This window comes from Streptomyces sp. NPDC054866 (assembly GCF_053610745.1).
Genome location: NZ_JBSGZA010000002.1, coordinates 1,020,167 through 1,045,239, shown reverse-complemented (window position 1 = coordinate 1,045,239; position 25,073 = coordinate 1,020,167). Strand labels below are relative to the sequence as shown.

Annotated in this window: 21 protein-coding genes, 2 tRNA genes and 1 pseudogene; 16 read left to right on the top strand and 8 right to left on the bottom strand. The window is 70.1% G+C overall.

The window, feature by feature from the left end; genetic code table 11:
* Positions 1 to 43: 43 nt before the first annotated feature.
* Entirely contained in the window at positions 44 to 1,480 is a 1,437-nt protein-coding gene (locus ACWGI2_RS13430; protein ID WP_453395559.1) for an amino acid permease, read from the bottom strand.
* A gap of 206 nt (positions 1,481 to 1,686) precedes the next feature.
* Positions 1,687 to 3,072, bottom strand: a complete 1,386-nt coding sequence (locus tag ACWGI2_RS13425; RefSeq protein WP_453695337.1) for an amino acid permease — start codon at positions 3,070 to 3,072, stop codon at positions 1,687 to 1,689.
* A gap of 268 nt (positions 3,073 to 3,340) precedes the next feature.
* Here ACWGI2_RS13425 and ACWGI2_RS13420 point away from each other — a divergent pair, with 268 nt between their 5' ends.
* A complete protein-coding gene (locus ACWGI2_RS13420; RefSeq protein ID WP_453395557.1) occupies positions 3,341 to 3,919 on the top strand; it encodes a biotin transporter BioY in 579 nt (192 codons plus the stop codon).
* A gap of 1 nt (position 3,920) precedes the next feature.
* Here ACWGI2_RS13420 and ACWGI2_RS13415 read toward each other — a convergent pair whose 3' ends face one another.
* Positions 3,921 to 5,276 carry an FAD-binding oxidoreductase gene (locus ACWGI2_RS13415; RefSeq protein ID WP_453695335.1) on the bottom strand — a complete coding sequence of 452 codons (1,356 nt, stop codon included), beginning with the start codon at positions 5,274 to 5,276 and terminating at the stop codon, positions 3,921 to 3,923.
* A 121-nt stretch (positions 5,277 to 5,397) separates the two neighbouring features.
* Between ACWGI2_RS13415 and ACWGI2_RS13410 the strand changes: the two genes are divergently transcribed.
* Complete coding sequence (locus ACWGI2_RS13410; protein WP_453695333.1) at positions 5,398 to 6,444, top strand: serine/threonine-protein kinase; 1,047 nt, start codon at positions 5,398 to 5,400, stop codon at positions 6,442 to 6,444.
* Here ACWGI2_RS13410 and ACWGI2_RS13405 read toward each other — a convergent pair.
* Complete coding sequence (locus ACWGI2_RS13405; protein ID WP_453395554.1) at positions 6,441 to 7,913, bottom strand: amino acid permease; 1,473 nt, start codon at positions 7,911 to 7,913, stop codon at positions 6,441 to 6,443. The two genes, ACWGI2_RS13410 and ACWGI2_RS13405, sit on opposite strands and share 4 nt — an antisense overlap.
* Before the next feature lie 174 nt (positions 7,914 to 8,087).
* Here ACWGI2_RS13405 and ACWGI2_RS13400 point away from each other — a divergent pair, with 174 nt between their 5' ends.
* Positions 8,088 to 8,573, top strand: a complete 486-nt coding sequence (locus ACWGI2_RS13400) for a ribose-5-phosphate isomerase (protein WP_453395553.1) — start codon at positions 8,088 to 8,090, stop codon at positions 8,571 to 8,573.
* Between the two features lie 157 nt (positions 8,574 to 8,730).
* On the top strand, positions 8,731 to 9,579 hold the full coding sequence (locus ACWGI2_RS13395) for an Fpg/Nei family DNA glycosylase (RefSeq protein WP_453695331.1): 849 nt from the start codon (positions 8,731 to 8,733) through the stop codon (positions 9,577 to 9,579).
* Here ACWGI2_RS13395 and ACWGI2_RS13390 read toward each other — a convergent pair.
* A complete protein-coding gene (locus ACWGI2_RS13390; RefSeq protein WP_453695329.1) occupies positions 9,576 to 10,805 on the bottom strand; it encodes a GNAT family N-acetyltransferase in 1,230 nt (409 codons plus the stop codon). The genes ACWGI2_RS13395 and ACWGI2_RS13390 overlap by 4 nt on opposite strands.
* Before the next feature lie 129 nt (positions 10,806 to 10,934).
* Here ACWGI2_RS13390 and ACWGI2_RS13385 point away from each other — a divergent pair, with 129 nt between their 5' ends.
* A complete protein-coding gene (locus tag ACWGI2_RS13385) occupies positions 10,935 to 12,095 on the top strand; it encodes a PP2C family protein-serine/threonine phosphatase (protein ID WP_453395550.1) in 1,161 nt (386 codons plus the stop codon).
* On the opposite strand, the gene ACWGI2_RS13380 is transcribed toward ACWGI2_RS13385, so the two are convergent.
* Complete coding sequence (locus ACWGI2_RS13380) at positions 12,081 to 13,262, bottom strand: cation:proton antiporter (protein ID WP_453395549.1); 1,182 nt, start codon at positions 13,260 to 13,262, stop codon at positions 12,081 to 12,083. The two genes, ACWGI2_RS13385 and ACWGI2_RS13380, sit on opposite strands and share 15 nt — an antisense overlap.
* 314 nt (positions 13,263 to 13,576) lie before the next feature.
* Between ACWGI2_RS13380 and ACWGI2_RS13375 the strand changes: the two genes are divergently transcribed.
* The 3 genes from ACWGI2_RS13375 (at position 13,577) to ACWGI2_RS13365 (ending at position 17,421) form a co-directional block, all read left to right on the top strand.
* Positions 13,577 to 14,362, top strand: a complete 786-nt coding sequence (locus tag ACWGI2_RS13375) for an ABC transporter ATP-binding protein (protein ID WP_237330627.1) — start codon at positions 13,577 to 13,579, stop codon at positions 14,360 to 14,362.
* Positions 14,362 to 16,836, top strand: a complete 2,475-nt coding sequence (locus tag ACWGI2_RS13370; RefSeq protein ID WP_453695328.1) for an FtsX-like permease family protein — start codon at positions 14,362 to 14,364, stop codon at positions 16,834 to 16,836. The genes ACWGI2_RS13375 and ACWGI2_RS13370 overlap by 1 nt, the downstream gene beginning before the upstream one ends.
* A gap of 117 nt (positions 16,837 to 16,953) precedes the next feature.
* On the top strand, positions 16,954 to 17,421 hold the full coding sequence (locus ACWGI2_RS13365; RefSeq protein WP_453695327.1) for an HD domain-containing protein: 468 nt from the start codon (positions 16,954 to 16,956) through the stop codon (positions 17,419 to 17,421).
* Here the strand turns inward: ACWGI2_RS13365 and ACWGI2_RS13360 are convergent.
* Complete coding sequence (locus ACWGI2_RS13360; RefSeq protein ID WP_453395546.1) at positions 17,418 to 18,680, bottom strand: acyltransferase family protein; 1,263 nt, start codon at positions 18,678 to 18,680, stop codon at positions 17,418 to 17,420. The two genes, ACWGI2_RS13365 and ACWGI2_RS13360, sit on opposite strands and share 4 nt — an antisense overlap.
* Positions 18,681 to 19,309: 629 nt before the next feature.
* Here ACWGI2_RS13360 and ACWGI2_RS13355 point away from each other — a divergent pair.
* The 4 genes and pseudogenes from ACWGI2_RS13355 (at position 19,310) to ACWGI2_RS13340 (ending at position 21,345) form a co-directional block, all read left to right on the top strand.
* Positions 19,310 to 19,504, top strand: a complete 195-nt coding sequence (locus tag ACWGI2_RS13355; protein ID WP_160505028.1) for a hypothetical protein — start codon at positions 19,310 to 19,312, stop codon at positions 19,502 to 19,504.
* Positions 19,467 to 20,197 (top strand): annotated as a pseudogene (locus ACWGI2_RS13350) (serine/threonine-protein kinase); the annotation flags it as partial. The gene ACWGI2_RS13355 and the pseudogene ACWGI2_RS13350, both read left to right, overlap by 38 nt.
* Positions 20,198 to 20,489: 292 nt before the next feature.
* Entirely contained in the window at positions 20,490 to 20,750 is a 261-nt protein-coding gene (locus ACWGI2_RS13345) for a hypothetical protein (protein ID WP_453395934.1), read from the top strand.
* Positions 20,728 to 21,345, top strand: coding sequence for an outer membrane protein assembly factor BamB family protein (locus tag ACWGI2_RS13340; RefSeq protein ID WP_453695325.1), 618 nt, complete (start codon positions 20,728 to 20,730; stop codon positions 21,343 to 21,345). Before ACWGI2_RS13345 ends, ACWGI2_RS13340 begins: the two co-directional genes overlap by 23 nt.
* 80 nt (positions 21,346 to 21,425) lie before the next feature.
* Here the strand turns inward: ACWGI2_RS13340 and ACWGI2_RS13335 are convergent.
* Positions 21,426 to 21,496, bottom strand: a tRNA-Gly gene (locus ACWGI2_RS13335).
* A 150-nt stretch (positions 21,497 to 21,646) separates the two neighbouring features.
* Here ACWGI2_RS13335 and ACWGI2_RS13330 point away from each other — a divergent pair.
* The 4 genes from ACWGI2_RS13330 to ACWGI2_RS13315 all read left to right on the top strand — a co-directional run bounded on the left by ACWGI2_RS13330 (position 21,647) and on the right by ACWGI2_RS13315 (position 25,008).
* A tRNA-Pro gene (locus ACWGI2_RS13330) sits at positions 21,647 to 21,723 on the top strand.
* 138 nt (positions 21,724 to 21,861) lie between these two features.
* Positions 21,862 to 23,238: a trigger factor gene (gene tig / locus ACWGI2_RS13325; protein WP_453695324.1), complete on the top strand. Its 1,377-nt coding sequence runs from the start codon at positions 21,862 to 21,864 to the stop codon at positions 23,236 to 23,238.
* Between the two features lie 421 nt (positions 23,239 to 23,659).
* Complete coding sequence (locus ACWGI2_RS13320) at positions 23,660 to 24,265, top strand: ATP-dependent Clp protease proteolytic subunit (RefSeq protein ID WP_202122057.1); 606 nt, start codon at positions 23,660 to 23,662, stop codon at positions 24,263 to 24,265.
* A gap of 62 nt (positions 24,266 to 24,327) precedes the next feature.
* Complete coding sequence (locus tag ACWGI2_RS13315; protein WP_453395544.1) at positions 24,328 to 25,008, top strand: ATP-dependent Clp protease proteolytic subunit; 681 nt, start codon at positions 24,328 to 24,330, stop codon at positions 25,006 to 25,008.
* Positions 25,009 to 25,073 lie beyond the last annotated feature (65 nt).

Below are 25,073 nucleotides of genomic sequence, written 5' to 3'. Positions count from 1 at the left end.
GCCCCGAGTCCGTCGACTCGGGGCCCTCTCGGGGAAGGTGTCGTTACTCGGCGGCGACAGTCGCCCGCTTCTCCGCCATCTTCTGCCGTACGAATCCGATGATCGCGAGCACCAGCGTCAGCGTGCCCGTCGCCAGGAGCTGCTTGCGCGTGTCCGGCTGTTCCGTCATCAGGTAGAAGATGTACGCCATCGCGGCCAGGGCGATCCACGTCAGGAACGGGTAGGCCCACATCTTCACGACCAGCTTCTCCGGCTCCTCGCGCTCTGTCCTGCGGCGCAGGATCAGCTGCGAGACGGCGATGAAGATCCAGACGACCAGGATCATCGCGCCGATCATGTTCAGGAGCCAGGGGAAGACGTCGTCCGGGCGCCAGTAGCTGAGCAGGACGCAGACGAAGCCGAAGACCGAGGAGGCGAGGACCGCGAGGCGCGGGACGCCGCTGTCGACGCGGCCGAGCACCTTGGGGCCCTGGCCGCGCGCGATCAGGGAGTACGACATGCGCGAAGCGCCGTAGATGTTGGCGTTCATCGCGGAGAGCAGGGCGATCAGGACGATGACGTTCATGATCTGGCCGGCGCCGGGGATGCCCAGGTGGTCGAGGGTGGCGACGTACGGGCCCTTCGCCACGACTTCCTTGTTGTCCCAGGGGAGCAGCGTGACGACGACGAGCATCGAGCCGACGTAGAAGAGGGCGATGCGCCACATCGCCGTGCGCACGGCCTTGGCGACGCTCTGGACCGGGTTCTTGGACTCCGCGGCCGCGATCGTGACGGTCTCCAGACCGCCGTACGCGAAGACGGACGCGAGGAGGCCGATGATCAGGCCGTCCGTGCCGTTCGGCATGAAGCCGCCCTCACCGGTGAGGTTGGCCGTGCCGGGGGCGGAGACGTCCGAGCCGGGCAGGAGCCCGAGGATCGCCAGGACGCCGATGCCCAGGAAGAGCGTGATCGCGCCGACCTTGAGGGCGGCGAACCAGAACTCGAACTCGCCGAAGTTCTTCACTGCCGTCAGGTTGGCCCCGCAGAACACCAGCATGAACAGCGCGACCCAGGCCCACTCGGGGCTGTCGGGGAACCAGCCCACCATGATCTTCGCGGCGCCGATGCCTTCGAGGCCGACGGCGACGCAGAGCAGGAACCAGAAGCCCCAGCCCGCGGTGAAGCCCGCCCACGGGCCGATCGCACGCTCGGCGTGGACCGAGAAGGAGCCGGACGCCGGGTTCGCCGCCGACATCTCACCGAGCATGCGCATCACGAGCATGACGAGCGCGCCGGATATCGCGTAGGCGAGGACGATCGAAGGTCCGGCCGCGGCGATGCCCGCTCCGGAGCCCACGAAGAGGCCCGCTCCGATGACGCCACCGAGGGCGATCATGGAGAGATGCCGCTGCTTGAGGCCGTGGACGAGCGGTGAATCGACCTTGGGGGCCTCGGGGGCCTCGTCGGTTGATGCGTCCTGGGGGGTGGACGTCCGAGACATGGGCGTGCCCTGTTCAGTAGCTGAGACGGGGGAGCGGAGACGGGAGCTGAGCGGGGTGAGAGAGCGGCCCACAGTCTGAAGTCCGGCACCGCTGACAGGGAACACCTGACCGCTATACGGACACGACGCTCACACGTTGTGAAGAAGCGGGCACGATTTGTTCACACCCGTTTCATGCGCGCCTCACGCCCCTCCCGACGCGCCACTCACGCAGCCCTGATGCGCCACTCCCGCAGCCCCGCGACCACGAGCACCAGGCCCGTCGCGCCCGCCGACCACAGCAGCTGAGGCCGCGCCCCGTCGTCGGTCAGCATCAGACCGAGCACGGCCGCCATCGCCGCGAGCGCCGCCCACGTCAGATACGGGAACGCCCACATCCGCAGCACGAGCCGCTCCGGGGCCTCACGCTCGATGCGCCGCCGCAGCCGCAGCTGGGAGACCGCGATCAGCGCCCACACGAAGAGCAGCACCGCGCCGACGGAGTTGAGCATGTAGAGGAAGACCGAGTCCGGCCACTTCAGATTCAGTACGACGGACACGAAGCCGAAGGCCACCGACGCGAGGACCGCGCGGCGCGGGACCCCGCCGCCCGACACCTTCAGCAGGGCCTTGGGTGCCTCGCCGCGCTCGGCCAGCGAGAAGACCATCCGGGACGAGCCGTAGAGGTTGGCGTTCAGCGCCGAGAGCAGCGCGACGAACACCACGATGTTCATGATCGTGCCCGCGGACGGCACCCCGATCGAGTCGAGGACCGTCACATACGGACTGACGCCTGCCTTCTCCGCCGTCCACGGCAGCACCGTCACGATGACCAGCATCGAACCGACGTAGAAGAAGAGGATGCGGTAGACGGCGCTGCGCACGGCGCGGGCGACCGAGCGCACCGGGTCGTCGGACTCGGCCGCGGCGATCGTCACGACCTCCAGGCCGCCGAAGGCGAAGACGACGGCGAGCACGCCGGACGTCACGCCCTCCCAGCCGTTGGGCAGGAAACCGCCGTGCCCGGTGAGGTTGGTGAACCCGACCGGGTCGGTGTCCGGCAGCACCCCGAAGATCGCGAGCAGCCCGAGCACCAGGAACGCGACGATCGCGAAGACCTTCAGGGCGGCGAACCAGAACTCGAACTCGCCGAAGTTCTTCACGGCGGCGAGGTTGGCCGCCGTGAACACCAGCATGAAGATGAGCACCCAGGCCCACTGCGGTACCGCAGGCGCCCAGCCGCCCGCGATCTGCGCGGCGCCGGTCGCCTCCACGGCGAGCACGACGACCAGCAGGAACCAGTAGAGCCACCCGACGCTGAACCCCGCCCAGCGGCCGAGGGCGCGCTCGGCGTGCACGGAGAAGGACCCGGATGCGGGCATCGCGGCCGACATCTCGCCGAGCATCCGCATGACGCACATCGCCAGCGCACCGGCGATGAGGTACGAGACGACGATCCCGGGCCCTGCGACGGCGATCCCGGCCCCGGAGCCGACGAAGAGCCCGGCCCCGATGACACCACCGAGCCCGAGCATGGTGAGATGCCGCTGCTTGAGGCCCCCGCCGAGCGGCTCGGGTTCTGTTGCCGTTGTGGCCAGGGGTGCGTCGTGCATGGTGCTCAGGCTGCTCTCGGGCTCACAGAAGGACTTGGCGGGAACCTACAGTCTCTCCGGGCGACAGCCCCCCGCGCAAAGCGGGCCCAAGTCGCCACCCGCCGAGGTGACGAGCGTCACGCCCCTCGCAGGGGTACCCCCCGCGCTTTGTGCGGAACCCACCACCGGGCCACCCGGCACCTTGTCGCCCACCGCCGGTGAAAGGCGCCCCCGCCTGAGATAGCGTCCTGGGGTCCCATCTGCCCGTCCCAGAACCCGCGGAGTCCCGATGAGCATCGCCGCCGTCTCTTCCCGTCCCGGCCAGGTCCTCGCGGACCTGCTGCCCGCGTCCCGCGCGAAGGACGCGGCCTTCGTCCTCGGCGGCGCCGCCCTCACCGGCATCGCGGCCCAGATCGCCGTGCCCGTCCCGGGCTCCCCCGTACCGGTGACCGGGCAGACCTTCGCCGCCCTCCTCGTCGGCACCGCCCTCGGCGCCCGCCGCGGCTTCCTCTCCCTCGCGGTGTACGCGCTCGTCGGCATGGCGGGCATGCCGTGGTTCGCGGAGGCGGGCTCCGGCGTCGCCGCGCCGTCCCTCGGCTACGTCCTCGGCATGCTGCTCGCCGCCACCGTGGCCGGCGCCCTCGCCCGCCGCGGCGGCGACCGTTCCGTCCTGCGTACCGCGGGCACGATGGTGCTCGGCTCGGCGATCATCTACGCGGTCGGCGTTCCGTACCTCGCCGCCGCGACCGGCATGTCGATGACCCAGGCCGTCGCCGCCGGGCTCACGCCCTTCCTGATCGGCGACGCCCTCAAGGCCGCGCTCGCGATGGGCGCGCTGCCCACGGCGTGGAAGCTGCTCGACCGCTAGCTCAACCGGCGTTCCCCACGCCGTAGTTCCGCCTGAAGAGGTTCGCCGGGTCGTACGTGGCCTTCAGCTCGGCGAGCCTCTTCCGCGTCTCCGCGTCGTACAGGCCCTCGGGACGGTCCCCGGCGGCGAAGGCGAAGTTGAGCAGCCGCCCCACAGCCCCCAGCCGCCCCACCGCCCCCGGCGCGAAGAGCCCGAATGCCCGGTCCTGCACGGCCCGCACCGCGCCGAGGCCGGACGCGTCCAGCGGCGAGAGCACCCGCACCAGCCACCCCGCGTCCCGGTAGGGCACGGCGTTTCCCGCGGGCTTCGCCAGCGCCCCGCCCAGCTGGTTGATCTGGACGACGTGCATCTTCTCGGCGGCCGGACCGGTCATCGACAACAGCTCACTCGCCGCCGCGAGATCCAGCTCGCCCACCACCACGCTGTCCCCGTAGTAGGAGTGCGGGAAGTCGGGGTCGCTGTGGATCGTGTGGCTGTCGGTGTACGGCATCTCCCGCAGCGAGTCCGACACCATGGGCCCGATCTCCCGCAGCGGCGCCACGAGCCGTTCGCCCTCCGCCTCCGAGCCCGTCCAGGCGACCCGGACCGTCACGAGATAGCGGCCCCGCAGATGGGGCGGCAGCTGCGGCATGTCCGGGTAGACGAGGGCCGCCACCGACGAGGTCACCTCGTCCGGCACCGTCCGCGTCCACGCCTCGTACGCCCGGAGCACACGGCCGGGGTCCACCTCACGGCCGTCGAACTCGATCGCCCCGCCGTACAGCCGCGCCACCGGCACGAGCCCGATCTCCAGGGCCGTCACCACCCCGAGGTTCGCGCCCCCGCCGAGCAGCCCCCAGAAGAGCTCGGGCTCGCTCTCCGCCGTGACGTGCCGCGGGGTGCCGTCCGCAGTGACGACGTCGAGCCACCGGACGTGGTCGGCCGCGTACCCGAACTCCCGCGCCAGGATGCCGAGTCCGCCGCCCAGCGTGTACGAGACGGCTCCCACGCCCGGCGCCGAACCGTTCAGCGGCGCGAGCCCGTGCGCCGCCGCGGCCTCGACGACCTGGCCCCAGCGGACGCCCGCGCCGACGGTGACCGTGCGCGCGCCGGCGTCGATCCGGACGGAGTCCATCCGCCGGGTGCTGATCAGTACGCCGCCCTCCGAGGACCCCGGAAGCCCGTGCCCGGTGGCCTGGACGCCGACGGGCAGCCCCGCGTCCGCGGCGTACGACACGGCGGCGACGACGTCATCGGCGCTCCCGGCCGCGAACACGATCGCGGGCCGCTGCGTGAAACCGGTCTGGAATCCGGCGATCTCCTCGTCGTACCCGTCGTCGCCGGGCCGGAACACGAGTCGCTGAGCGGTGAAGTCCACGGTGATCCTCCAAGAAGTGCTGCTGACGCGACAGAGCTTCCCCGCAAAACCTGACATCCGCCGTCAAGTTTTCCGGACCTCTGCCGAGGTGCTGTCATGAAAGGAGGTTGGGGGTGGACCCATGCCGGAGCTTCGCGTGGTGGCGGGCCGATACCGCCTGCTCGACGTCATCGGCCAGGGCGGCATGGGCCGCGTCTGGCGCGCGGCCGACGAACTCCTCGACCGCCGCGTGGCGGTGAAGGAGATGCGGGTCGAGGGAGCCTTCGAAGGCCCCGAGACGGAGGACGCGCGCGTCCGCAGAGAACGCGCGCTGCGCGAGGCGCGGGCCAGCGCGCGGATCGATCACCCCGGTGTCGTACGCGTCTATGACGTCGCCGAGGAGGACGGCCGCCTCTGGATCGTCATGGAACTGGTCGACGCCCGCTCGCTCGCCCGGTACGTCGACGACGAGGGGCCCCTGGACGAGCGCGCGGTGGCGCGCGTCGGCCTCGCCCTGGTGGCGGCGCTGCGGAGGGTGCACGCGGCGGGTGTCGTGCACCGTGACATCAAGCCGGAGAACGTCCTGCTCGGCCCGGGAGGGCCTGCCGGCCGGGTCGTCCTCACGGACTTCGGCATCGCGGCGCTCCAGGACACGGGCCGCCTCACGCAGACGGGGATGCTGGTGGGCTCGCCCGAGTACATGGCTCCCGAGCGGGTCTCCGGGGCCGAGCAGGGGCCGTCGTCCGACCTCTGGTCCCTGGGGGCGACGCTCTGCACTGCGCTGCGCGGCAGCTCGCCGTTCGCCCGCGCTTCGGCCCTGAACACGCTGGTCGCGGTCCTGCACGAGGCGCCCGAACTGCCGCAGGAACCAAGCGGGTTACGCCCGCTCCTCTCGGCGCTCCTGGCCAAGGACCCGGCGGCGCGGCCGGACCTGGACGCGGTGGAGGAGGCGCTGCGGGCGGTGCTCACGAGGCCCACGCCGTCATCGCGTGAGCTCGACGACCGCCCTCGGCCCGACTGGCGGCGGCACCTGCTGCCCGCCGTGGTGCTGCTGGTCGCGGCCGCCGTGGCGGCCGTCATGTTCTTCACGGCGCGCGATCCGGGCGGCGGCGGGCCGCCGGGACCGAGCACGCCTCCGCCGACGGTGGCGGGCACGTCGACCGCGCCACCGTCGGACGGGACGGGCTAGGCGTCGACGGTGTCGGTTTCGACACTCGCCTCCGCGGCGTCGCGGGGCCGGACCTTCTCACGTACGAGGGAGAAGACGACCACGAACGCCGCAGCGAGCAGCGAGAGAAGGACCTGCTTGCGCCCGGTCTCGTCGGTCAGCATGTAGACGAGCACGAACGAGATCATCGCGATCGTGACCCACGTCAGGTACGGGAAGAGCCACATCTTCACGACGAGCTTCTCCGGCTGCTCGCGCAGGATGATCCCGCGCATCCGCAGCTGCGTGAACGCGATCATCAGCCAGACGAACAGGGCCACCGCGCCCGACGAGTTCAGCAGGAAGTCGAAGACGGTGTCCTTCCACTGGTAGTTGAACCAGACGGCGAGGAAGCCGAAGACGACCGAGCCGAGGATCGCGGCGATCGGCACACCACGGGCGTTGGTCCGCGCGAAGGCCTTGGGCGCGTCACCGCGCTGGCCGAGCGAGAAGGCCATACGGGATGCGGTGTAGAGCCCGGAGTTGAGGCAGGAGAGGACGGCGGTCAGGACGATGACGTTCATGACCTGACCGGCGTGCGGAATGCCGATCGAGTTCAGCGCGGCGACGTACGAACCGTCCTTGAGGATCGACTTGTCGTCCCAGGGAAGCAGCGTGACGACGACGAAGATCGAGCCCAGGTAGAAGACACCGATACGCCAGATGACGCTGTTCGTCGCCTTGGTGACGGCGCGCTGCGGGTCCTCGGACTCACCTGCGGCCAGCGTGACGATCTCGGAGCCCATGAACGAGAAGACGACCATGAGTACACCGGTGAGGATGGCGCCCGCGCCGTTGGGCATGAATCCGCCCGCGTCGGTGAGGTGCGCGAATCCGGCGCCGGGGTTGTCGGAGCCGGGCAGCACGCCGAAGACGGCGAGCAGACCGATGATCACGAAGCCGCCGATGGCGACGACCTTGATGCCGGCGAACCAGAACTCGAACTCACCGTAGGAGCCGACCGAGACGAGGTTCGTCGCGGTGAGCACCACCATCACGATGAGCGCCCAGCCCCACTGCGGGACGGAGGGTATCCAGCCGTTGAGGATGACGGCTCCGGCGGTGGCCTCGACCGCGAGCACCACGACCCAGAAGAACCAGTAGAGCCAGCCGATGGAGAATCCGGCCCAGCGGCCGAGCGCCTGGTCCGCGTAGGTGGAGAAGGAGCCGGAGGTGGGCCGTGCGGCGGCCATCTCGCCCAGCATCCGCATCACGAGGACCACCATCGTGCCGACGAGGGCGTACGACACGAGGATGGCGGGGCCTGCGGCGGCGATGCCGGAGCTTGAGCCGACGAAAAGTCCCGCTCCGATGACGCCACCGATGGCGATCATGGAGAGGTGGCGGTTCTTCAGCCCGGCCTTGAGGCCGTCGCCGGTGTCTCCAGACTGCGAATCCCCAGGATCGACGGGGTTGCGGTCTGCCTTCGCAAGGGAGGGTTGCGAGGTCATGGACGAATCCTTAAGTTCTCGGGTCACGAGCCCCCGCATTCAAACTCAGGGGTGTACGTGACGGAAGTCCTGACTCCGGATCGTGATATTCCGGCCCATTGGCCCAGACCTTGGTGACCAAGGTCCTGCCCCCGGACGCCGCTACCCGCCCCGTGACGTGCCACACTCAGTCGCATGCGCGTGTACCTCGGCTCGGATCATGCCGGCTACGAACTGAAGAACCACCTGGTCGAGTGGCTCAAGAGCCACGGCCACGAGCCCGTCGACTGCGGGCCCCACATCTATGACGCCCAGGACGACTACCCCCCCTTCTGCCTCCGCGCCGCGGAGGGCACGGCAGGGGACCCGGGGTCCCTCGGCATCGTGATCGGGGGCTCCGGCAACGGAGAGCAGATCGCCGCGAACAAGGTGAAGGGGGTGCGGGCCGCCCTCGCCTGGAGCGAGCAGACGGCCGCGCTCGGGCGTGAGCACAACGACGCGAACGTGGTGTCGATCGGCGGCCGGATGCACACGCGGGAAGAGGCGACGAAGTTCGTCGAGATCTTCCTGGCGACGCCGTACTCGGGTGAAGAGCGTCACACTCGGCGGATCGACATGCTGTCCGCTTACGAAACCACGGGCGAGCTCCCCCCGATCCCGGCGGGCCACCCGCAGCAGTAGCGAGGCCCCGGGGCTCCGCCCCGGACCCCGCTCCTCAAACGCCGGAGGGGCTGTTCTTCCCGCCCACCCACCCGATTGCCCCGCAGTTTTCAGCCTGTCCGGCGTTTGAGGACGAGCCGTCAAGGCGATTTGCCCGCATCCACCCCCGGAGGGAACCGTGCCGGAGGGGCACACGATTCACCGCCTCGCGGAGGACCACCGCGCCTGCTTCGAGGGCCGAGGGCCCCTCCGCGTCACCAGCCCCCAGGGCAAGTTCTCCGACAGCGCGGCCCTCCTGGACGGGCAGGAGATGGACACCGCCGAAGCCCACGGCAAGCACCTCTTCCTAGGCTTCGCCGAAACCGGCTGGATCCACATCCACCTCGGCCTCTTCGGCAAGTACGCCCTCGGCGGGACCCCCGCCCCGCCCCCCACGGACACCGTCCGCCTGCGCCTCCTGAACGACGCGTACCACTCCGACCTCCGCGGCCCCACCACCTGCGCCCTCATCACGGACGAGGAGAAGCAGGCGATACACGCCCGCCTCGGTCCGGACCCCCTGCGGGAAGCGGACGACCCGGACAAGGCCTACCGCCGCATCGCCCGCAGCCGCACCACCATCGCCGCCCTCCTCATGGACCAGAAGGTCATCGCGGGCGTCGGCAACGTCTACCGCGCCGAGGTCCTCTTCCGGCACGGCATCGACCCGTACACCCAGGGCAAGGACATCAAGCCCGCCCTGTGGACTGCGATGTGGGAGGACCTGGTCGCCCTGATGCGCGAGGGCGTGCGACTCAACCGCATCGACACCGTCAGGCCCGAGCACACGCCCGAGGCGATGGGCCGCCCGCCGCGCGTGGACGACCACGGCGGCGAGGTGTACGTGTACCGCAGGGCCACGATGCCCTGCCACATCTGTGGCGGCGAGATCCGCACCGCCGATCTCGCCGCCCGCAACCTCTTCTGGTGCCCCAAGTGCCAGCGGCCCCGCCGGACCCGCCGCAAGAGCCCCGAAGCCCCCGGCTAGAACCCGTGCGGCAGCCACGGCGCGACGTCCGAGCCGAAGGCCGTTGTCGCCTCGGCCAGTGCGCCCGGCCGTAGTTCCCGTACCCGGCCCGCGGCCGCCAGTGACGTCAGGGACACGCCGCCGAGGTAGGCCGAGCCCAAGTCCCGTACGGACAGGGCGAGATCGGCGTCGTCGTCGGTGCGCTCGCAGGTCGCGCCCTTCAGGTCGCCCGTGAGCCGCCAACGGCCCGCGTTCCAGGGGCAGAAGGCGTCCTCGACGTCAAGGACCAGGTTCACCGGCGTCCGGTAGGTGCGCGCCTCCAGGGCGGCTCCCACCTCCACCAGGCGTACGTGGAGCGAGTCCCGCACCTGGATCCGGCAGCGCCGCACGTCCGAGACGAGGTGGAACACCCCGTCGTCCGCCGGGCGGTTGTGCGCCTCCACCGTCGACGTCAGGTCGATGCCGAAGAGGAATCGCCACAGCGCCGCGGACGCCACCGGGTCGTCGGCCTCCAGATCGCGCAGCCGGACCGTGCCCTTGGGGCCCGCCACGTCCCAGTCGGGCTTCACGTGGAAGCGCGCGTACCCCACGAGCTCACCGTCGCGCTCGGCGACCACGCACTGCAACGGCGACGCACCATGCCGCTCGCTCTCCGGGTCGAGCAGGCCGAGCCGCTCCCAGCCGGGCTGCCTGGCCAGCATTCCCGGCCGCTCGCTCACCCGTCGCGCGTACAGCGCCTCGCACGCCTCGTGGACGTCGGCGGGCTTGGCGTACCGAAGTATTACGTCATCCGTACCGGCCGGCACCGACAGGCGTACGCGGGACGTGTCGATCTCGGCCTTCAGCTGCTGCGTCGCCGCGCCGTACCCGAACCGTCCGTAGATGGCGGGTTCCGAGGCCGTGAGCACGGCAAGGAACTCGCCCTTCGCGCGTACGTCGTCGAGCTGGCGCCGCATCATCGACGTCAGGATTCCCCGCCGCCGGTGCGTCGCCGCGACGCTGACCATCGTCACGCCGGCCGCGTCCACCAAGGAGCCGCCCGGCACGGAGAGGCGGAAGCTGAACGCCCCCGTCGTGCCGACGCAGGTCCCGCCCACCCAGGTGCCGAAGAAGCGGTCGAACTCGGTCAGCGCGTTCCAGAGCTCGTGCTCCTCCTTCGCCTCGGCGACGCCACCGAAGGCGAGCTCCAGCGTGCCGTAGTACTCGTCCCAGTCTTCCTGTCGCAACTCCCGCAATTCCGTCGTCATATGCCATGCCTACCAGGACGAAGCGGGCGGAGCGACAGGATTTTCGCCGGCTGACAGCATGCCCCTGACGGGGGACAACCGGCACCTCCCGTGCGAAGTGCCTGACACGGTGGATAGGGTCCGGGAGCAATGGCAGGCAGGCGAGCGGAAGCCGAGACGTTCACAGCCCGGATGAAGAAGCGGATCCACCGGGCGCGCATAGGGCTGCGCAAATCCGGGGTCGACTACTTCAGAGGCGACGGATCGGACTGGATCGCGCTCGCGGGGCTGCTCGTCACCATCCCGGTGATCGCCTTCTGCACCATCGTCAACAACGTCTGGTGCTCGCCCTCCGCGCTCGTCCTGCCCATCGTGGCCGGCGGCCTGCTGCTTCGCCCCTCCAGCCTCCTCGGCCTGTACGCGACGGCCGCCGCCGCGCTCATCGTGGAGTCCGTCCAGCTCGGCCCGTACACGGAAGGGCCCTCACGGGTCACCCCCGGAGTGGTTCTCGTGGTCGCGGCCTGCGGATTCTTCGGGTTGATCATCGCGCAGTTCCGCAGCAGGGTCGGCGTGCCGTGGCGCGGCGGCGGAACGATGCTGTTCGACCTGCGCGAACGTATCCGCGTACAGAGCAAGTTGCCGAAGCTGCCCCGCGGCTGGCACCGCGAGATGGCCCTGCGGCCCGCCGGCGGCCAGTCCTTCTCGGGTGACTTCGTGGTCGCGGCCCGCACGAACGGCGGCCGCACCCTGGAGGTCGTCCTCACGGACGTCTCCGGCAAGGGCATGGACGCGGGCTCCCGCGCGCTGCTCCTGTCGGGCGCCTTCGGCGGTCTGCTCGGCTCGCTGCCGCCGCACGCGTTCCTCACCGCAGCCAACGGCTACCTCCTGCGCCAGGACTGGGACGAGGGCTTCGCGACCTCCACCCACCTGGTCCTCGACCTGGAGACCGGCGACTACGAACTCTTCACGGCGGGTCACCCGCCGGGCCTCCAGCTCAGCGCGGGCAGTGGCCGCTGGGAGGAGAAGGCCGCGGAGGGGCCGCTCCTGGGGGTCTACGACGGGGCGCAGTTCGACCCGGTGAAGGGCCTCCTGCGCCCCGGCGACGTCCTGATGCTGTTCACCGACGGCATCGTGGAGACCTCCGACCGCGACATCAGCGAGGGCATCGACCGCCTCACCGGGGAAGCCGACCGCTATGTGGCGGGCGGCTTCCACGGCGCCGCGTGGCATCTGATCGAGGCGGTCGCGAAGGACGTGAACGACGACCGGGCGCTGCTCCTTATCTGCCGGGAGCCGTCAGCGAGCGCCTGACAACTCGGGCTCCGCCTCCTGTACGCCGTCACGCCCGCCCGGCAGGATCCGGGCCAGCCACCGCGAGCGCCCCGCGGCCAGCGGCCCGAGCACCGCGAGCAGCAGCACGTACCCCGCGATGAAGGGGGAGAGCCGCTCGTCGAGTCCCGCGGTGGCCGCCATGGTCGCCAGGATCAGGGCGAACTCGCCGCGCGCGAGCAGGGTGGTGGAGATGTTCGCCGCGGGGCCCGCCCCGAACCCGTAGATACGCGCCGCCCCGAGTCCCGCGAGGACGTTCATGAGCAGCGTCACGGCCACGGCGGCGAGCACCGGCCAGAGCACCGTGGGCAGGTCACCCGGGTCGATGGAGAGGCCGAAGCCGAAGAAGAAGATCGCCCCGAAGGCGTCCCGCAAGGGGTGCACGAGCTTGCGGACGCGGTCGCCGGACGCCGTACTGCCCACCATCAGACCGACCATGAACGCGCCGATCGCGTCCGCGACCCCGAACCACTCCGAGACCCCGGCGACGAAGACCGCGGCGCCGAGGAAGGAGATGACGAGCAGTTCGTCGTCGCGGGTGTCCATGAGCCGCCCGACCACCTTCGTGCCGAAGCGCGCCACGAGGGCGAGCAGCAGCAGGAAGCCGAAGGCCTTGCCGCCGTCCATGACCGCCGCGGCGAGGCTGTCGGCGCCGGAGAGGACCGGTTGCAGCGCCGCCAGATAGAGCGCCAGGAAGATGTCCTCGACGACGATGATGCCGAGGATCGGCTTCGTCTCCGGATTGCCGAGCCGTCCCGTGTCGACGAGCACCTTGGTGACGATCGCCGACGACGAGATGCCGAGCACCCCGGCGAGGACCAGAGCCTCGGAGGTGCCCCAGCCGAGGGCGAATCCGAAGCCGAGGCCCGCGCCGACGTTCAGCGCGAGATACGTACCTCCGGCGAGGGCCATCTTGCGGCCGCCCGTCTTGAGGTCGTCCATGTGGAACTCGAGGCCCAGGTAGAAGAGCAGGAGCACCAGGCCGAGCGCCGAGAGCATCTCCAGGTCGTGCGGGTCGGAGAGCAGGACCACGCCGGGAGTGTGAGGGCCGAGGAGGATCCCGGCCAGGATGAAGAGCGGAATGGTGGGGAGTCCGATGCGGCCGCCCAGGCGGGCGAGCACGGCGGCGGCGAGAAAGGCGCCGCCCATGGCTATCAGGGTGTCTGCGTGTCCGATGGGCCCGTTCCTCCTGGTAGTCGGCGACGCACCCACCGCATACGAATGGCAAAGGGCGCGTCAAGAACGCGTCAATAGTTAGCTTACCAAACGATCGATGGAGCAACCTTTGGCGACCGGAGGTGGGGTTCTCCCTACCTCGCGTCCGCCGGGGACCCTCATGGTCCACAGCACCCCGAATCCGTACGTTCGAGGTATCGATCAGGACGTACGGACGGAAGGTGGACGAAGCCATGGGGCTGCGGCGCAAGAAGCGATCCGGCGAGGGCAGTTCAGCGGTGCAGCCGATGCCCCCGATGCCGGGCGAGGCGCCCCGCGGCGGCGACTGGGCCGTAGAACTGCACGGCGTGCGCCGCAGGTACGGCAGGGGATCCGGCGCCGTGCACGCCCTCAGCGGCATCGACCTCGCCCTGGAGCGCGGCAGCTACACCGCCGTCATGGGCCCGTCCGGCTCCGGAAAGTCCACCTTCCTCCAGTGCGCGGCCGGACTCGACAGGCCGAGCGAGGGCACGGTGCGGCTGGGCGGCACGGAGATCACGTCCATGAGCGAGAACAAGCTGACCGCCCTGCGCCGCACCCGCCTCGGCTTCGTCTTCCAGGCCTTCAACCTGCTGCCCTCGCTGACCGTCGAGCAGAACGTCGTCCTGCCGATGCGCCTCGCGGGACACCGCCCCGACCGCCGCAGGGCCGCCGACATGCTCCAGCGCGTCGGCCTCGGCGGCGACAAGCACAAGCGCCGCCCCGGCGAGCTCTCCGGCGGCCAGCAGCAGCGCGTCGCGATCGCCCGCGCCCTGGTCACCAACCCGGACGTGATCTTCGCGGACGAGCCGACCGGCGCCCTGGACACCACCACGGCCGCCGAGATCCTCACCCTGCTCCGCTCGGCGGTCGACGGCATGGGCGCCACGGTCGTCATGGTCACCCACGACCCGGCCGCGGCGGCGTACGCCGACCGGGTCCTCTTCCTCGCCGACGGGGCGATCGTGGACCGCCTGGAGCGGGCATCCGCGGCCGAGATCGCCGCCCGCATGACGACGCTGACCGCTCCGGCCTACGCGGGAGCGGCCGCGTAATGGCATCCATGCCCAACGGCCTCGCACGCGCCGCCATCCGCTTCAAACCCGCCGCCTTCGTGGGCACGTTCGTCGCGCTGATGATGGCCGCGCTGATCGTCTCCGCCTGCGGCATCCTCCTGGAGACGGGAGCGCGCGCATCGGTGCCGCCCACCCGGTACGCGAACGCCCCCGTGGTCGCCGCCGCCGACCAGCGCGCCCACTTCGTCACGGGCAGCGGTGACAGCCGCTCCGAGTCGGCCACACCGCTGCCCGACCGGGCCCGCGTCGACAACTCCCTCGTGGCCAAGGCGGGTTCGGTGCCCGGAGCGCGCACCGCGGTGCCGGACGTCACCTTCCCGGTCCAGTCCGGCGGCAAGGAAGTCACCGCGCACGGCTGGGGCTCCACGGCCTTCACCGGCGAGAAGCTGACCGCGGGCCGCGCCCCGCACCCCGGCGAGGTCGTCATCGCCGCGCCGGGCGCGTCCGTCGGCCAGCACACCACACTCACCACGGCGGACGGGCCGCGCGACTTCCGGATCTCCGGCACTGTGCGGCCCCAACAGGGCGCAACCACCGCCTGGTTCACCGACTCCGACGCCGTACGACTCTCCGGCCACCCCGACCGCATCGACGCCGTGGCCGTCCTGCCCAAGGACGGCGTCACGGACGACGCCCTCAAGTCCCAGGTGGCGCACGCCATCGGCAAGAAGGCCGACGTCCACACCGGCGACGACCGCAGCGAGGCCGAGGGCTCCGAGCTGGCCTACGCGCAGGAGATGCTCACCGGGATCGGCGGCTCCTTCGGCGGCGTCGCGGCCATGGTCGCCATGTTCACCGCGGCGGGCACCGTGGCGCTCTCCGTCGGCCAGCGAGCCCGTGAGTACGCGCTGCTGCGAGCCATCGGTACGACGCCCCGCCAGATCCGCCGCACCATCGCCACCGAGGCCCTGCTCGTCGCACCCCTCGCGGGAGCGGTCGGCGTGCTGCCCGGAATCGCCCTGGCCGGCTGGTGGTTCGGCCAGCTGAAGGACAAGGGCGCGATCCCCGAAGCCCTGGACCTGTCCATCTCGTTCATCCCCCTCGTATCGGCCGTCGGCGTGGCCGTGCTCACCGCCCTGGTCTCCGGCTACATGGCGGCCCGCCGCCCCTCCCGCATCAGGCCGGGCCAGGCCCTGAGCGAATCCTCCGTGGAACGCCTGCGCTTCGGCTGGATCCGTACGCCGCTGGGGATCGCGGCGGCCGTCGGCGGCTGCGTCCTCTCCGGGGTCGCCTCCTCCATGACGGGGGACGACGCGGCCAACGTGGCCCTCGGCATCGTCATGCTGTTCATGCTCGCCGTGGCCCTGCTCGGCCCGCTGGTCGCCCGCGGCTGCGCGGCCCTGTTCGGGCTCCCGCTGCGCGGCGCGGGCGCGTCCGCCTCGCTCGCCGCGGCCAACTCCCGTACGAACGCGCGCCGTCTGGCCTCGGCGATCACCCCGATCGTCCTGGCGATGGCGTTCTCGTCCACGCTCGTCTTCATGCACACCAGCGAGGACCGGGTGGCGGCCGACCAGCAGCGGGAGGGCATCACGGCGGACCACATCGTGACGGCGTCGGGGGCGGGCGTGACCCCGGCCGGGGTCACGAAGGCCGCGCAGGCCCCTGGAGTCACCTCGGCCGTGGGCCTCCTCAAGACCTCCGTCCTGGTGCCGGTGGGCTCGGGCGGCGACCGCTGGCTGGAGAGCGCGTCGGCCCAGGGCCTCACCGGCTCCCCCCGTGACCTGGCCAAGGTCCAGGACCTGGGCGTCAGGACGGGCACGATGGCCTCGCTCGGCAAGGGCGAGATCGCCGTCGACGCGAAGCTCGCGGACTCCGCGAAGGTGAAGACGGGCGAGCGCGTCGCCCTGCGGATGCCGGACGGTACGAAGACGACACGGAAGGTGGTCGCCACGTACGACCGAGGCCTGGGCCTCTCCCAAGTGACGCTCCCCGCCTCGGACTTGAAGCAGCACGTGACCTCGTCCTTCTCCTCGGAGATCTGGACGAAGGGCAAGGCGCCGCAGGCCCTCACGGCCCTCGGCACACTCCAGAACCGCGACGGCTACGCCACCGCGCAGTCCACGGACCGGGCGGTCAACGCCTGGGCGAACACGGTGATGGCGGCCGTACTTGGCGGGTTCGCGGCGATCGCCGCGGTCAACACCCTGGTGATGACGGTCCTGGACCGCCGCCGCGAACTCGGCACGCTGCGCCTGATCGGCTCGACCCGGCGCCAGGTGATGGTGATGGTGCGCTGGGAGGCGCTGCTTGTCGCGGGCGCGGGAATCGTGATCGGCACGGCGATCGCGATGGCGACACTGATCCCCATGATGAACGGCCTGACAGGGGAGTCCCCGTACATCCCGCCACTGCTGTACGGCTCGTTCGTGGCGGCAACGTTGGCGCTGGGCCTGGCGGCGACGGCCTTGCCGGCGAGGGCGGCGCTGAGGGATTCCAGCCCGTCCGGCGTTTGAGGACGAACTCGGCGGAGCCGGTGATGACGGCACGCAAGGCCCCCGCGCCAGAGCGGCCCGCGGCGGAGCCGCAAATGTCACAGTCGGGAAGGGGCGGGGTTGGGGAAAGATTCCCGGATGAACCCCAACCCCAGCCCCACCCTGACCCTCGCCGAGGTAGAGACCATCGCCCGCCAGGCCCACGCCACCCAGAAAGACAAAGCGGGCCGCCCCTACACAGAGCACCTGCAAGCCGTGGCGGACGGAGTCGAGGCCCGCGGTGGATCACCGGAACAGATCGCCGCGGCCTGGCTCCACGACGCCATCGAGGACAACGCCCTCACCGAGGAGTGGCTGCGGGACGCGCCTCTCACCCCACGTACGAAGGACATCGTGCGAGCCCTCACCAAGAGGGCGGGCGAACCCCCCGAGGCCTACGCCACCCGCATCCTCGAAACCCCCGGCGCCCGCCTGGTCAAGGAAGCGGACCTGACCCACAACGCGAATCCGGCCCGCCTAGCAGAGCTAGACGGGCCGACCCGAGATCGCCTCACGGAGAAATACGCGAACATGCGCGCCCTGCTGGGCGTCCGGTCGCAGCGCTAGGAAGAAGCCTTGGCCCGCTCCCGAGCCAACGCGGCAGCGTCCCGCTTGAACGCCCACTCCATCTTCGGCTCCATGGCGAAGCGGAACATCCGCTGCACCGGAGGCGTACAGAGAAGCGTCACCACCGCCGCGGCCACCAGCGACACGATCACCTGTCCAACAGGCGTGTGCATCCACTCGTAGTCGTCGAACCAGCCCCAGAAACGCGAGCCCTTGGCGAGGAAGCCGTGCAGCAGGTAGCCGTACAGCGTGCCCGCGCCGAGCACCGTGAACCACATCTTCCGGCGCGGAACCCACGCGAAGAAGCAGGCGGTCAGGATGGCGGAGCAGCCGAACAGCGCCAGCGTCATCACGACACCCGCCCACCACGGCGCACCCAACTCCTGCGCGCTGTCCCGGCGGTAGAACCAGGCCGACGTCATCCGCGGCCCCGCCCAGTACGCGAGGAGCAGCGCGCTCGCGAAGATCGGGATGGAGAGCAGCCGCACCTCGCGGCGCCGCACCAGCTGGAAGTACTCGGGCTTCATGAAGAGGCCGAGCACGAAGAAGGGCAGGAACTGCAGCACGCGCTGCAGGTCCAGGTCGTCGCCGATGTCCGGAGAGATCGTGGCGAGCACGGCGATGGCGAGCGCGAGCGGCACCGGCCAGCGGACCAGCTTCCACAGCGGGGTCGTCAGACGCCAGACGAAGAGCGCGACCAGGAACCAGGTGAGGTACCAGGGGTCGAGCAGACTGATCGGCTGCGTCGGATCGTCGTCCGCGTAGCGCTTGAAGAAGGTGTACGCGACTTCGAAGATGACGTACGGCACGGCGATGCCGGTCACCAGGCGCTTGAGGCGGTCGGACCGCATGTCGAAGCTGCGCGAGAAGTAGCCGGAGATGAGGATGAACGCCGGCATGTGGAACGTGTAGACGGTCATGTACAGCGCCTCTGCGGCGCGGCTGCCGTCCGTCAGCGGCTCCCAGGCGTGCGCCATCGCGACCAGGACGATCGCCAGGTACTTGGCGTTGTCGAAGAACGAGTCGCGCTGCTTGGCGGGTTGACCCGTGGATGCGGATCTGCCCGTGGAGCCGGGGTGGCCCGTGGAGCCGGAGTGGCCCGTCGGGGCGGGTCGAGCGGTGGTGCCGGCCGGGGCGTGGGGAACGGTCGCGGCCATGGTGGACTGGGGGACGCGGGGGCCTGGTACTCCGTCCGCGGGCACATGTGCCGGGGGGAGCGGCGCCCGGTGGCGGCCGTGCGGTTGAACCGAGTTCGTCACAGGCCCTCCCACCAAGAGCTCGGTGAGACGATCCTGGACCGCACTGCGCTTGCGGGGATGGTGGCAGCGTGGAACATCTGAGGCACCCTAGCGTCGCTCGTGTGTATTCGTAAAACCCCCAACTCGCCTGTCATCTCAATCACAGACGGATCAGGGCTATTGCGGTCCGAGTACCCGGAAATCATCGGAGCCGACAGGAAGATTCACCTTCTGTCACTGCCGATACACCCAACCGAATGTCCAGTACGTCACAACTCATCCCCCTTAAACGTCGCATAACGCCCGCAGGCGACTCTGGTGAAATGTCCGATTGATTGGGTCTTTGCGGAGCCTGCGGTGTGGGTCCGGCAACAATTCGAATTTCTGGCGAACGAGTTGTGTGGCAATGGAAACGATCAAGCCGAATTAGTGGCCGTGCGCGGGCTTCGAATTGCCGTGCGGGGGCGCGGTGTTCATACGCCCCAAGGGCGCCCCCGCGCGCCGCGTCCACGCAGGGCACGTGCGGCCTTGGCCGACGATGTGTCACCGGCCGCATACGGATGGCGCGTTGGTGGCACGATGGTCCTGGCGGGGGTGTGCGGGGTCGTACCCCCCGGGCCGGGGAGAGACCGACCTAGGGTGTGATCAGTGTGGCCATTTCGCTGTCAGTGGTGTTGCTGTTGGCGATCATCCTCATCGTGCTGATCCGCGGAGGATCGATCAAAGCGGGGCCCGCGATCGTCGCGGTGCTCTTCGGGTTCTTCCTCGCCTCGACCGGAATGGCCCCCTCCATAAATCGCTTCCTCAATGAGGTGGCCGAGACCATCAACTCGATCAGCTTCTGACCGGCGGATGGCTCTCCGCGACTCGGACCCGGCGGAGATCGGCGGTTATCCGATCGACGACCGGCTCGGCTCCGGCGGCATGGGCGTCGTCCATCTCGCCCGATCGGCCTCCGGACGGCGCCTCGCGCTGAAGGTCGTACACGGTCAGTACGCCGACGACCCCGAGTTCCGGACGCGCTTCAGCCGTGAGGTCGAGGCGGCGCGCCAGGTCAGCGGCGCCTTCACGGCCCCGGTCGTGGACGCCGACGCGGACGCCCCGAGCCCGTGGATGGCCACGCTCTACACCCCCGGCGAGAACTTGGGCACCCACGTGCGCCGCGAAGGCCCACTGCCCCTCGACCGGCTGCGTGAACTCACGGCGGGCCTGATCGAGGCGCTGCCCGACATCCACCGCGTCGGCGTGGTCCACCGCGATCTGAAACCGGCCAACGTGATGCTCGCGGAGGACGGCCCCCGCGTCATCGACTTCGGGGTCTCCCGCACGGCCGGGGCCCTCGTCGGGGACCCCCGGAGCAGCTCACCACGCCCCGCGAGGTGGGCCCCGCGTCCGACGTCTTCTCGCTGGGCGCGGTCCTGGTGCACGCGGCGACGGGACGCGGCCCCTTCGACAGCGACAGTCCGTACGAGACGGCCACCCGCGTCGTCGAGGGCGCGCCCGAACTCGAAGGCGTCCCCGAGGAGTTGCTCCCTCTCGTCGAGCAGTGCCTCGCCAAGGACCCCACGTCCCGCCCCACCCCCGACGAGCTCCTGGCCCTCCTCAGGGGCGAGCCCCTGCCCCCGCCGCCCCCGCCCGCCGACACCCCGCCGCCCACGCGCCCGCGCCGCCGCAGACGGGTGATCGTCGGGGCGGCCATGGGTGGGGCGCTGCTCGTGGCGCTGGGGACGGGCGTCGTCGTACGCCTCGCGGCGCCGGACGGGCCCGGACGCGGTGATCTGCCGGAGGGGTGGCGGGCCTGGCAGGCCAAGGACAGCTCCGGTGCGGCGGATGACAGGTACGGCCCGCGCGGGCAACGACGTCAAGGCCATGCGCTTCTCGCTGGCCACCGGCAAGGCCGCCTGGAGCCTGCCGGTCGACCCCGAGCCCGACTCCTGGTCACTCGACGAAGGCACCGTGATCGGCAGGTCCGGCCACCGTCTCTTCGTCTACCGCAACGACCAGACCCATCGACGCCCGCACCGGCCGCGAGCTCTGGACCAGGCCGACCCAGCGGGGCACCGGCGCCATGGCGCCGGAGACCGCGGCTGAGCTGAAGGACTCCGCCGGCCCCGCCACGGTGGCGACCACGAACGGTGGTGTCCTCACCGCCTACGGCGACGAGGGATCCTCGTACGCCCTCCTCGGTCCCGACGACGGCAAGCCCGTCTGGCAGCACCCGTTCCCGCGCCTCGCCTCGACGGGCGGGGAGTGCGACCTGCGGTCCGCGGCCGGCCACGGCTACCTCTTCTGCCCCACCGGCGACCCGGACGGCACCCGGATCATCCGGCTCGACCCGGCCACCGGAAAACCGAGCTGGACCGCCACGGCCCGCGACGAGCTCAACTTCCTCGGACAGAACGGAGGGCGCCTGCTCTTCACCGACCCCTCCGTGAAGACGCACCGCAGGATCATCGCGCTCGACCTGGAGACCCGCCGCCTGCACACGGTCTACCTTGCGTCCCCCAGCGGCCGCATCGCGGCGCTCGACCGGGACACGGGCGAGATCGGCTGGACCCGCGCGGGCCGGGGAGCGAGCGCGGCGATGACCGACGAGCCGGGCGCCCCCCTGACCCTCGTGGGCGACGCCCTCTATGTCCCCTACGGGACGCGCTCCGTCTTCTCGATCGACGTACGGAACCCTTGAGAAGCCCTGAGAACCCCTGCGTCCCCTGAACGAAGAAAAGCCTCGGGCCCGATTCCGAGGAACCGGGCCCGAGGCCACAGAGCGGGTGACGGGAATCGAACCCGCGTAGCTAGTTTGGAAGACTAGGGCTCTACCATTGAGCTACACCCGCACAGCTCGCGCCGCAGGACACTGCTGGTCAGCGACCGCGGCACGGCAAGCATCGTAGCGGGTCGGACGCCCTGTCCGCACACCCCGTACGTACTCGCGATTAAGCGGGCGCCGCACTGCCTGCGGGCATGTACCCTACGTGTCGCACCGACGGGGTGTGGCGCAGCTTGGTAGCGCGTCCGCTTTGGGAGCGGAAGGCCGTGGGTTCAAATCCCGCCACCCCGACCAGCTGGATCTCTTCCAGGATCTCCTTCGCAAGATCGCATTGTGGGTCGGCTCCCGCTTGCCGTTACTATGCAAGCTGTGTGCCCGTGTGTCTCTGAGCCGGGCTCAATCCCAAGAAGTCAGCCCCAAGGAGACCGAACCGTGAAGAGCGCCGTGGAGACCCTGAACCCGACCCGGGTTCGGCTCACTGTTGAGGTGCCCTTCGAGGAGCTCAAGGACAGCCTCGACGCGGCCTACAAGAAGATCAACCAGCAGGTCACGGTGAAGGGCTTCCGCAAGGGCAAGATCCCTGCCCGAGTCATCGACCAGCGGTTCGGCCGCGGCGCAGTCCTCGAAGAGGCCGTCAACGACGCGCTCCCGAAGTTCTACACCGAGGCCGTGAACGAGGCCGAGCTCAACGTCCTGGGCCAGCCCGAGGTGGACATCACCGAGCTGAAGGACAACGAGACCCTCAACTTCACCGCTGAGGTCGACATCCGTCCCGCGATCGAGATCCCGGACTACTCCGGCATCGAGGTCGAGGTCGACGCGGTCGAGGTCAGCGACGAGGACGTCGAGAAGGCCGTCGAGGAGCTCCGTGAGCGCTTCGCGTCCACCTCGCCGGTCGAGCGTGCCGCCGAGGACGGCGACGTCGTGACGATCGACCTGGAGGCCAAGGTCGAGGGCGAGGTCCTGGAGGACGGCGTCGCGTCCGGCGTCTCCTACACGATCGGCTCCGGCGAGCTCCTCGAGGGCATCGACGACGCCGTCAAGGGCCTGGAGGCCGGTGGCGAGGCCACCTTCACCTCCGAGCTCAAGGGCGGCTCGGCGGCCGGCAAGGAGTCCGAGGTGACCGTCAAGGTCACCCAGGTCGCCGCCCGTGAACTGCCCGCCCTGGACGACGACTTCGCGCAGCTCGCGTCGGAGTTCGACACCCTGGACGAGGTCAAGGCGGACAGCCGCAAGCGCCTCGAGAACATGAAGCAGTACGACCAGGCGACGCAGGCCCAGGAGCGCGTCCTGGAGAAGCTGCTCGAGCTGGTCGAGGTCCCCGTCCCCGAGAAGCTCCTCGCGGACGAGATCGAGACCCGCAAGCACAACCTGGTGAACCACCAGCTCGGCCAGATGGGCCTCGACCTCGCGAAGTACCTGGAGATCCAGGGCAAGACCGAGGAAGAGTTCGACGCCGAGACCAAGGAGCAGGCCGAGAAGGGCATCAAGACGCAGTTCGTCCTCGACGAGCTCGTCAACAAGGAGAAGCTGAACGTGAACCAGGAGGAGCTCACCGAGCACCTCATGCGTCGCGCGCAGTCCTCCGGCATGTCCCCCGACCAGTTCGCCCAGGCCGTCGTCGAAGGCGGCCAGGTCCCGATGCTGGTCGGCGAGGTCGCCCGCGGCAAGGCCCTCGCGGTTGTCGTGGAGGCCGCGACGGTCAAGGACACGAACGGCGAGGTCGTTGACCTCGACGACGAGGAAGAGGCTCCCGCCGAGGGTGAGCAGGCCTCCGAAGCCGCCGCCGAGGAGAAGACCGAAGCCTGAGCTTCGCTCTGACGCTCGTAAGACAGGCCCCCGGGATCTCGATCCCGGGGGCCTCGTCGTGCCCCGTCAGGGGCGCGGGGAACTGCGCGAGCAACCACGTACGAGCCGCACTCGCCGTGGGACCTGACGCGGCAGACGCGACTGCGGCCCTGCGGGGGCTGAGCGCGCAGTTCCCCGCGCCCCTGACGGGGCGCACCGGCAGCTGACAAGGCGCCCCCGCCAGAACCTGCGCTCACAGCGAACAGTCGCCTTTGCGGGATTCCCCGGACGGGGCTGAGCGTTAGGGTCCATGAATACGAGGGCAGGGGAGTCCCCGAAGCCGCCCCGGAGCGGCGAGCACGCGGGGTCCCAAGCCTCAGAAGAAGACGTGAGACGGCCCGGCGCCGTCGTAAGACGAGCAGGTGGATACGTGACGAATCTGATGCCCTCCGCCGCCGGCGACCCCTCCATCGGTGGTGGCCTCGGCGACCAGGTCTACAACCGGCTGCTCGGCGAGCGGATCATCTTCCTCGGCCAGGCCGTGGACGACGACATCGCCAACAAGATCACGGCGCAGCTGCTGCTCCTTGCCGCTGAGCCGGACAAGGACATCTTCCTTTACATCAACAGCCCTGGTGGATCCATCACGGCCGGCATGGCGATCTACGACACCATGCAGTACATCCAGAACGACGTGGTGACGATCGCGATGGGCATGGCGGCCTCCATGGGCCAGTTCCTGCTCAGCGCCGGCACCCCCGGCAAGCGCTTCGCGCTGCCGAACGCCGAGATCCTGATCCACCAGCCTTCCGCTGGACTCGCGGGCTCCGCGTCGGACATCAAGATCCACGCCGAGCGTCTCCTTCTCACCAAGAAGAAGATGGCCGATCTCACCGCGTTCCACACCGGGCAGACCGTCGAGCAGGTCACCCGCGACTCGGACCGAGACCGCTGGTTCGACCCGCAGGAGGCCAAGGAGTACGGCCTCATCGACGACATCATGCCCAACGCGGCCAGCATGCCGGGCGGCGGCGGCACCGGAGCCTGAGCCTGAACCGCTCAGCCCTTCCGAAGCCGACTCAGCCCACGCTCCTCAGGAGACCTACAGAGATGAAGAACTACCCCGGCAGCGGCCTGAACGACCGCACCCAGGCCGAGTACACCGGCCCCACCGCCGAGTCCCGCTACGTCATCCCGCGCTTCGTCGAGCGCACCTCGCAGGGCGTGCGTGAGTACGACCCGTACGCGAAGCTCTTCGAGGAGCGCGTGATCTTCCTCGGCGTGCAGATCGACGACGCGTCGGCCAACGACGTCATGGCGCAGCTCCTGTGCCTGGAGTCGATGGACCCCGACCGTGACATCTCGATCTACATCAACAGCCCCGGTGGCTCCTTCACGGCGCTCACGGCCATCTACGACACGATGCAGTTCGTGAAGCCCGACGTGCAGACGGTCTGCATGGGCCAGGCCGCGTCCGCCGCCGCCGTGCTCCTCGCAGCCGGTACGCCGGGCAAGCGCATGGCGCTCCCGAACGCGCGCGTCCTGATCCACCAGCCCTACAGCGAGACGGGCCGCGGTCAGGTCTCCGACCTGGAGATCGCCGCGAACGAGATCCTCCGGATGCGCTCGCAGCTGGAGGAGATGCTGGCCAAGCACTCCACGACGCCGATCGAGAAGATCCGCGACGACATCGAGCGCGACAAGATCCTCACTGCCGAGGACGCACTGGCGTACGGCCTCGTCGACCAGATCATCTCCACTCGGAAGATGAACAACGCCTCGGTCGTCTGACGCAGCGCTGTAGCATCTGCCGTTCCTTGGCACGGTTCACGTCAAAGCGAACCGTGCCAAGGGGG